General features: G+C 71.8%; 7 protein-coding genes and 1 pseudogene. All 8 read right to left on the reverse strand.

Translation table 11 applies throughout. From position 1 onward, the window contains the following. Nucleotides 1-1,087: sulfotransferase family protein (locus QM638_RS22040; RefSeq protein ID WP_415145653.1), on the reverse strand; the 1,087-nt coding region annotated here is incomplete at its 3' end. Then, nucleotides 1,084-1,935, reverse strand: coding sequence for a glycosyltransferase family A protein (locus QM638_RS22045; protein WP_415145655.1), 852 nt, complete (start codon nt 1,933-1,935; stop codon nt 1,084-1,086). The genes QM638_RS22040 and QM638_RS22045, both read right to left, overlap by 4 nt. Further along, a complete protein-coding gene (locus QM638_RS22050) occupies nt 1,928-3,676 on the reverse strand; it encodes a glycosyltransferase family 4 protein (RefSeq protein ID WP_415145657.1) in 1,749 nt (582 codons plus the stop codon). Before QM638_RS22050 ends, QM638_RS22045 begins: the two co-directional genes overlap by 8 nt. A gap of 127 nt (nt 3,677-3,803) precedes the next feature. Continuing rightward, on the reverse strand, nt 3,804-4,724 hold the full coding sequence (locus tag QM638_RS22055; protein ID WP_415145659.1) for an NAD-dependent epimerase/dehydratase family protein: 921 nt from the start codon (nt 4,722-4,724) through the stop codon (nt 3,804-3,806). 109 nt (nt 4,725-4,833) lie between these two features. After that, a complete protein-coding gene (locus QM638_RS22060) occupies nt 4,834-6,603 on the reverse strand; it encodes an acyltransferase family protein (RefSeq protein WP_415145661.1) in 1,770 nt (589 codons plus the stop codon). A 25-nt stretch (nt 6,604-6,628) separates the two neighbouring features. After that, a pseudogene (locus tag QM638_RS22065) lies at nt 6,629-7,021 on the reverse strand (acyltransferase family protein); the annotation flags it as partial. Then, nucleotides 7,005-7,400 carry a hypothetical protein gene (locus tag QM638_RS22070; RefSeq protein ID WP_415145663.1) on the reverse strand — a complete coding sequence of 132 codons (396 nt, stop codon included), beginning with the start codon at nt 7,398-7,400 and terminating at the stop codon, nt 7,005-7,007. The gene QM638_RS22070 and the pseudogene QM638_RS22065, both read right to left, overlap by 17 nt. 192 nt (nt 7,401-7,592) lie before the next feature. Further along, on the reverse strand, nt 7,593-8,639 hold a 1,047-nt coding region (locus QM638_RS22075; protein WP_415145665.1), incomplete at its 5' end, for an AAA family ATPase.

The following is an 8,639-nucleotide window of genomic DNA, read 5'->3' on the forward strand; positions in this document are numbered from 1 at the left end:
CCGGGCGCGCCTCGGCGTCGGCGATCAGGCGACGCAGCCGGTCGAGCTCGCGCTCGGCCGAGCGCAGCGCGCGGGCCTGCGCACGCTGCCGGGTCAGCTGGGCCCACGCCTGCGCGGCCTCGAGATCGAGCGCCTCGGTGCGCATCCGGATCCACGCCTGGGCCGGCACCTCCGCGGTCGCCCGGCGACGCTTGGCAAGCGTCTCCTCGCGCAGCCGGGCCAGATGGGTCACCGGGCTGGCGGCACCGCGCACCGGGGCCAGCTGCTCACGCCAGCCGTCGAGCTGGGCGGCGTCCTGACGCCGGACCTCGTCGGCGCTCCATCGGCGCAGGACCCGTGCCACCGGCGCGACCACCGAGTACGGTCGTCCCGGCTTCCGCGCCGCCGCCTCGTGCACCAGGTCGGGCCGGAGGAACTCGTCGATCTCGGAGGCCGCCTCGCCGGGATCGCGGCTCCAGTCGATCGCCAGCGCCGATCCGATCCGGTCGGCCTCACGGCGCCAGTCGGCCAGCAGCGCCTCGAACGAGACGAACACTCGCGCAGCCTCGCGGGTGTGCTCCTCGGCGTCGAGCGAGTGCGCCAGCCAGGACAACAGGCTCCCCCGCGGGTCGAGTCCGTTCCGGCTGCGGATCGAGCCGGCCACCGCCTGCGGGTCGCGCACGGCCACCACATGCACGCAGCGATAGCCGCCCTCCTCCAGGGCCTTGATCCACAGCGGCATGGTGCGCGAGAGCCGCGGATCCTTGATCACGATCTGCTCCTCGCCACCGAACTCGCCGGCGAGGATCTGCTGGACCTGCCGGACGAGTCCGGCCCGCCGCCGCAGCCAGGCCGGGTCCAGACGGCCCCAGCCGCCCCACCACTGGTCGCGGCGCGCCAACACGTCCTCGTTGAGGTCGACGACGGAGCGGCCCTCCCAGAACCCGGGCGCGTTGTCCCGTTCCCGGCCGGGGATCAGGTGCTGCGGAAGGCCGGCCCCGAGCAGCGACAGCATCCGGGTGAGGGCGGAGGTGCCGGAGCGGTGCATCCCACTGACCAGGATCGCGGTGGGACGCGTCTGCTCCGGCGCGCCGCCGGAGTCGGTCACCGCGGTGACCGGCCCAGGTCGCGGATCCGGTCGATCGCCATCTCGGGCAATCGCCGCACGATCGACTTCCGGTTCGAGCTCTCCACCACGAGGGAGAAGTCCCGCCGGCGTTTGAAGATGATGGTGTCGCGCACGACCCGATGGTGCCATCCCCGGCTCATCGTCTCGATGGTGAACTGGAAATCCTGGAACGAGAGCCCGTTCGCGATGTCCCGGGAGACGTAGGGGATCTCCAGGTGCGCCTCGCGCGGCGCCATCCCCAGGGAGTCGTAGTAGTTGCGGACGTAGAGGTAGTGCGGGGTGAACAGCGGCGAGTCCGGCTCGATGTTGACGAGCATCGACGTCGTCGAGTCGAACACGATGTTCAGCTCGGGATGGACGATGGCCCGCTCCTCACGGGCCGCGGCCTCGTCGAGGCAGGCGATCCCCTCGGCCAGCCAGTTCTCGCTGAAGAGATCGTCGGCGTCGAGGAAGGCCAGGTAGCGACCGGCACACGACGGTGCGACGGCGTTCCTGACCCTGCCCAGGTCTCCCTCGCCGTACTCCCGCCGGTGCCAGTGGTCGAGCGCCGGCTGGCAGAAGAAGGAGCGGGTCGCCTCGGTGACGTTGTCGAGCACGATGATCGGTTCGACCCGATAGCCGCGCTCGCGCGCGACGGCGATCGCGGCGTCCGCCGCGCGCATGGTGGGGCCCGAGACCACCGTCTCGTCGTGCGCGGTCACCACCACGCTCAGATCGACCGCACGCTCCGGCACCCGCTCCTCGGCCCCATCGGTCTCATTGGCTCCATCGGCCCCGTCGGCCCCGTCGGCACGGGCCGCCGGGCTCGAGGACACGCTCTCAGACATCGGCATCCTCGCTCTTCGGGCCCAGCAGCACGGTGCCGGCCAGGTCGGCGTAGGCCTCCACGGTGCGCTCGGCCACCAGTCGCTCACGCAGCGCGAGTGCACGTCGGCGTGCCTCGGCGGGGTCGGCGAGCACCTGCGTGATCGCCTGCACGTACGCCTCCGGTGTGTTGACCTCGGCGACCGGCCAGGAGTCCTCCACGCCGAGCACCTCACCGGTCCCGCCGACCAGGCTGCCGACGATCGGCAGGCCGGTCATGGCGACCTCCAGCAGTTGACTCGGTACGCCGTCCCAGCCGGAGGTGTAGAGCCACACGTCGGCCTCGTCCAGCCGCAGCTCGGCGAAGCTGTCGTAGCGTCCGTGGACGACGACGTTGTCGGGCACGTTCCGGTCCGGGCCCTCGCCCTGCAGGACCGCCTCGCCCCACAGGTGGAAGTCCGCCTCGGGCATCAGCCGCGCGGTGCGCAGGACCACGCTGATCAGCTTCTGCCGGTCCCACCTGCCCGCCCAGTACACCCGCGGCCGCCGGCCCTCGACCGGCCCGGGGCCACGCGTCACCGGGATCGAGACGTCCACCGGCGCCGGGAAGACGTGGATCCGGTCCCCGGCGTCGGGCGGGACCAGGTATCGCTCCCGGAACCAGTCGCGCAGGTAGGCGCTGTCGGTGATGCAGCCGGCGACCTGCTCGAACTGTCGGTAGAAGTACCGCATCGGGTACCCCGACCAGGTGCCGCGGGCGTTCTGCTCGTTGCAGAAGAACACCACGAACACCCGCTCGGTGGCGACCAGCGCGGGTCCGTGGGTGATCAGCGACTCGTAGAGCAGCCGGGAGTTGATGTTGATCACCGCGTCGGCGTGGAACGACCGGATGAGCTCGACCAGCGCGCGCTGGGCGACGGGTCCCGGCATCTGGCCCATCTCACCCGCGACACCGTGGAAGTCGACCTCCCGGACACCCGAGGGGTACCGGTCGGGCGGGGTGGTGCCGGAGTCGTCGGTGTAGATGACCACGATGTCCTCGGCCCGCAGCCGGCCCGTCTCGACCAGCCCGTGCGCCAGGTGCCCCTCCAGGCGTCGTCCGCTGCCCCAGCGGGGCCGGTTGACCACCATCACCAGCCGCGCGGGCCGGAAGCCCGCCTGCCGCTGGGAGTCGAAGATGGCGGCGACCTGAGCGGTCGTCTCCTCGGCCACCAACGAGGGGATCTTCGGTCGGGTGACCTCCCGCCAGGCGTCGGCCACCATCGGCTCGATCTCGGCCGCCTTGGCCATCATCTCGCCGAGCGTGCCGGTGCACAGCCGCGCGATGAGGTCGCTGCGGATCGCCACCACCTCACGCACCACCTGCTGCGGGCTCAGCCCGAGCACCGGTGCCATCAGGTCCACGCCGGGCGCCGGGTCGGCGATCTCGCCCAGCTCGCTGCCCTCGGCGAGCCAGGCGTGATACGGCGTGGGTCGCGCGCCGGCGCGCTCGGGGTGTCGGCGCAGATAGGCGCTCATCGAGAAGTGCGGGTTGGGGCTCCGGTCGGCCACCGCGCCCTCGGCGAGGAAGTGATCGGCCGGCCGCAGCCGGTCCCGACCGGTCAACGACGGCGACTGGTTGAGGTAGTGCAGGGCGTGGAAGTTCGAGCGGAGCAGCACGTCATCCGGCTCCCCCGACGACTTCGCGAGACCACGACCGACCCGGGTCAGGAACCGGTCCATCACCTCCCCGAGGTGGGTCTGGACGGGCGTGAACGGCAGCATGACCCGGCGCTGAACCGGGGCCGGCTCGGGCCGCGCCGTCGGCCGGAGCCGACGGCGCAGGCGTCCCAGCCGAGTCCGCGCCCGACGCTGCCAACGCTGGCGAAAGCTCTCCTCGCTCATCGGCGCCTCACCGCCCGGCGGTGGTGAACCACCGCCAGGTGGTGCGCAGCCCGTCCTCCAGCGGCGTGGCCGGGTCGAAGCCGAAGCCGGCCCGTGCCTTCTCGATCCGACACCAGGTGTCGCGCACCTCCCCGGCCCGGAAGTCCTCATAGCGGACGTCGAGGTCGAGACCGGTGACCGACCGCATCGCGTCGAGCAGCTGGTTGATCGTCGTACCGTGTCCGCTGCCGAGCTGGTAGGCGCCCTCGGCATCGCTCTCCACCGCGTCGGTGATGCCGGCGACCAGATCGCCGACGAAGAGGTAGTCCCGGGTCTGGCTGCCGTCGCCGTAGACGACCAGCGGCTGGTCGGCGAGGATCTGCTTGAAGAAGTGCGCCACCACCGAGCCCTTGTGGAACGAGCGGGGCCCGTAGATGTTGGAGAACCGCAGCGCGCAGCCGCTGACCCCGAACGCGGCGCTGTAGGCGCTCAGATAGCCCTCCAGCATGAGTTTCGAGGCGCCGTACGGCGAGGTCGGCCGGGGCGCCATCTCCTCGTGCACCGGTGGCGGTACGTCGCCGAGGATCGCGCCACCGGTGGAGGCCGCGACCACTCGTGGGACGCCGAGCTCACGACAGAGCTCGAGCAGGTTGAAGGTGCCGACCACGTTGTTCTCGAAGTTGTTCGCCGGGTCCTCGATGCTGTCCATCACCCGGGTGTCGGCGGCCAGGTGGACGACCGCGTCCTGACCGGTCAGCGCCGCGCGGAGCTGCTCACGGTCGCGCAGGTCGCCCTTGATGAACCGGACCGCGTCCAGGTCGAGATGTCTTCGATCGCCCAACGACTCGTTGTCCAGGACCGTGACCCGGTAGTCGCCGTGTCGAACCAGGTGGTCCGCCAGGTGCCGTCCGATGAAGCCGGCACCTCCCGTGATGAGGACCTTCTTCACGCCGCGTTCTCCGTTCGAAGCCGAAATTGCGCGGCCCACTGTAGCCGCCGCACCGGGCGATCCCGCGTTCGCCCTCGGCGTGGGCACGACGCCCCGCCTGGTGGCCGCCTCATCGCTCGTCGCGAAGGGCCGGTCGCATCTGCGCGAGCAGATACGGCGCGAGGGTGCGGGAGAAGAAGGCGAGCATGTGGCTGCCGTCGCCGTAGGCGACGACGCCGCCGATCACCGAATGACATCGCCGTCGATCGCAGAAGTACCGGTGCAGGCCCACCGGCACGATGTCGGCGTCGTGTGCCCCCCGCGCGGCGCGCAGCAGCGGATCGGCTCGAAGCGCGGTGGCCACCGGCGTCGTACAGGGATCGTCGAAGCTCCCCGCCTCGGCGACACAGGTCGGGATGTCCCCCAACCCCATGGCGGGCACGTCCCCGATCGCCACCACCCTCTTCCCTGCGCGGGTCCACCGCCGCCACACCTGCCGGTAGCCCGCGATCTGGCGGCGGAGCTGCTCCCGCCTCGGCACGCCGGGCAGGAGGTAGGACCGACTGATCGCCGAGGTCACCACCACGTCGATGTCCGGATCGCGAGCCACCCGCGGGATCACCCGCCGCAGCCAGGCATGGCAGCTGTCGGCGATGGTCGGGTCCCAGGCGGCGCTCACCGCGGCGGCGGTGACGGTACACGACGACTTGGCCATCAGGGTGATGTTCCAGCGACGGCGGACCGCCAGCTCGTCGAGGGCACCGGTCCAGTGCCGGGCGTGGGAGTCGCCGACCACCGCGATCCGCAGCGTCGCGTCCTCGGCGGGCACGCCGTACTGACAGGCGACGACCGCGCTGTCGGTCGGGTTCTGCTGGCAGCTGTTCCCCCAGGACGGCCCTCCGGTGGAGTAGTTGCTCATCCGCAACAGCGGCGCGTCGCGGTAGCGCAACAGGTGTGGGGAGGCGCAGTCGTTGCCGATGGCGCGTGCACCGAAGCACCGGTCGCCGTCGGCGACCGCGTTGTCGACAGCCGCCGCCACGCGGTGGAGCCGGGCGTCCACTCCCGCCGTGGACAACTGCCCGAAGCCGACGACGACCAGCATCCCGGCCAGTGCGGGGACCAGCGTCCGTCGCGCCTTGCCGGCGGTGAGCCAGCGCAGGCGCCGTACGGGATCTTCGACGAGACGGGCGCTGAGCCAGGCGCACAGGACCGCCGCCGCCAGCACCACCAGCTTGGTGGCGGGAGTGAGCGGGCGGCCGGTGGCGTACGGCGTCAGCACGATCAGCGGCCAGTGCCACAGGTAGAGCGAGTAGGAGATGCCACCGATCCAGGCGGACACCCGGACCGGCACCTGGAGGACCGCCGGCGATGCGGCCACGAACGCGTCCCCGCAGAAGATCACCAGCGCGGCGCCCAGCACCGGGATCAGCGCGATCCAGCCCGGCACCGGGCTGGACTCGGTGAACAGGGCGATGGAGCCGAACACCAGCAGCCAGCCCGCCGCCGCGCCTGCGTGTCGGACGGCCTCGGAACGGGCGCGTACGGCGGCCGGCAGCATCGCCAGCAGACCGCCGAGGCCGAGCTGCCACATCCGAGCCGGAGTCACGAAGTAGGCCGCGTGCGGCAACCGCGCGGTCTCCCAGATCGAGTAACCGAGCGAGGCCACCACCACCGCGCCGAAGGCCAGCGCGAGCGCCGTACGAGGGCGACCGAGCCGCCGTCCGACGACGTAGGCCACGACCGCGAGCACCGGCCAGAGCAGATAGAACTGCTCCTCCAACGACAGCGACCAGTAGTGGGTCACCGGTGACGGCGAGTTGGACGAGGCGAAGTAGTCCTCGGCATCGTGAGCGAGCGCCCAGTTCTGCACATAGAGGGCCGAGGCCACGATCTGGCGCATCACCAACTGCCCGCATCACCAACTGCCACAGCGTGGCGGGGACCACCGCGAGGGTCGCCAACGCCGAGAGCAGCAGCACCAGCAGGCTGGCGGGCAGCAGCCGCCGCGCTCGACGGGCCCAGAACTGCACCAGTCGGACGCGCCCGGTCCGATCCAGCTCGCGGATCAGGTGCGAGGTGATCAGGTAGCCCGAGATCACGAAGAAGATGTCGACGCCGAGAAAGCCACCGGTCACGATCCCGGGCGCCAGATGGTTGGCCACGACCGCGAGGACCGCCACCGCCCGGAGCACCTGGATCTCCGTCCGGAACCGGTTGGCACCACCACCGCCCCCGGCGGCGACCGACTCGCCGACCCCCACCGCGGACGACCCGGGTCCGCTGGAACGGCCGGGCTCCGCCTCACTCGGGCGAGGCACCCCGGTCCCGAGGCGACCGGGTGACGCTCTCCTCGGCCGCTTGCTTGCCGGCCGGTCCGCCGTCGCGGCGCAGGCCCGTGCCCAGCGCCGCCCCCGCCGCCGACTCGGGCGACTCGGGCGACTCGGGCGACTCGGGCGACTCAGGCGACTCAGGCGACTCAGGCGACTCAGGCGACTCAGGCGACTCAGGCGACTCAGGGTGCGCAGCGTCATCGGCGGCATGGTCGATCGTCGGGGCCGCCTCGGCCGCCCGCTCCATCGCGTCGCTCAGCCAGGGTGCGGCCGGGATCTTCCGGCCGCGGTCCGGATAGGCCGCATAGGCGAGCACCATCCCGGCGAGCACCAAGATGACCAGCATCACGATGATGATGGCGAGCACGGTGGGATCCTCCCGACAGACATCGGATCGATGACAGGTACGCCGATCGAGTGGCCCCCGATCGCCCCGTCCAGGGTGCCATATCGACCCAGCCGCCCGGACCCGGCCGCGCCCGCACCCGCCCGGCGAGCGAGATAGCTCACGTCGCCGGCGAGGCGCCCCACGCAGAGTCCGAGCTGCGCGGCCGACCGGTCAGGCCGGTTGAGCGTCCCGGAGCCGCTGGGAGATGACCGTGGAGACGCCGTCGCCACGCATGGTCACGCCGTACAGCGCGTCGCCCACCTCCATCGTGCGCTTCTGGTGGGTGATCACCAGCAGCTGGGAATGGGCGCGCAGCTCGTCGTAGATCTCCAGCAGCCGGCCGAGGTTGGTGTCGTCCAGGGCGGCCTCGACCTCGTCGAGGATGTAGAACGGCGACGGGCGCGCCTTGAAGAGCGCGACCAGGAACGCGACCGCCACCAGCGAGCGCTCACCCCCCGAGAGCAGCGAGAGCCGCTTGACCTTCTTGCCCGGCGGCCGCGCCTCGACCTCGATGCCGGTGGTGAGCATGTCGTCCGGCTCGGTGAGCACCAGCCGCCCCTCCCCGCCCGGGAAGAGCCGGGCGAAGACGTGGTCGAAGGCGGCCTCGACGTCGCGGTAGGCCTCGGTGAAGACCTGCTCCACGCGCGCATCGACCTCCTTGACGATGTCGAGCAGGTCCTTGCGGGTCGAGCGGAGGTCCTCGATCTGCTCGGTGAGGAACTTGTGCCGCTCCTCCATCGCGGCGAACTCCTCCAGCGCCAACGGGTTGACCTTGCCGAGCTGGGCCAGTGCCCGTTCGGCGGTGCGCAGTCGCTTGGCCTGCTCCGCGCGGTCGAACGGGATCGGCGCCGGCTCGGTGCCGTCCTCGGCGGGCGGCTGGGGCACCGGGTTCTCCGGACCGTAGTCGGCCACCAGCGCATCCGGGTCCAGGCCGAGCTCGTCGAGCGCCTTCTCCTCCAGCTGCTCGATCCGCATCCGCTGCTCGGTGCGCGCCATCTCGTCGCGGTGGGCCGCGCTGACCAGGTCGTCGAGGTCACCGCCGAGCGTGCGCAGGCTCGCCCGTACGGCGACCAGCTGCTCCTCGCGGCCGGCGCGGGACCGCTCCACCTCGGCGCGCTCCTGCGCGGCGCGCGCGATCGAGACCTCCAGTCGCGCCAGCACCTGCACCGCCGCCGCGCCGACCGCCGCGGCGGCCTCGCCCTCCCGGCGCAGGCGCTC

Source organism: Nocardioides sp. (genome assembly GCF_047606145.1).
Taxonomy (GTDB): Bacteria; Actinomycetota; Actinomycetes; order Propionibacteriales; family Nocardioidaceae; genus Nocardioides.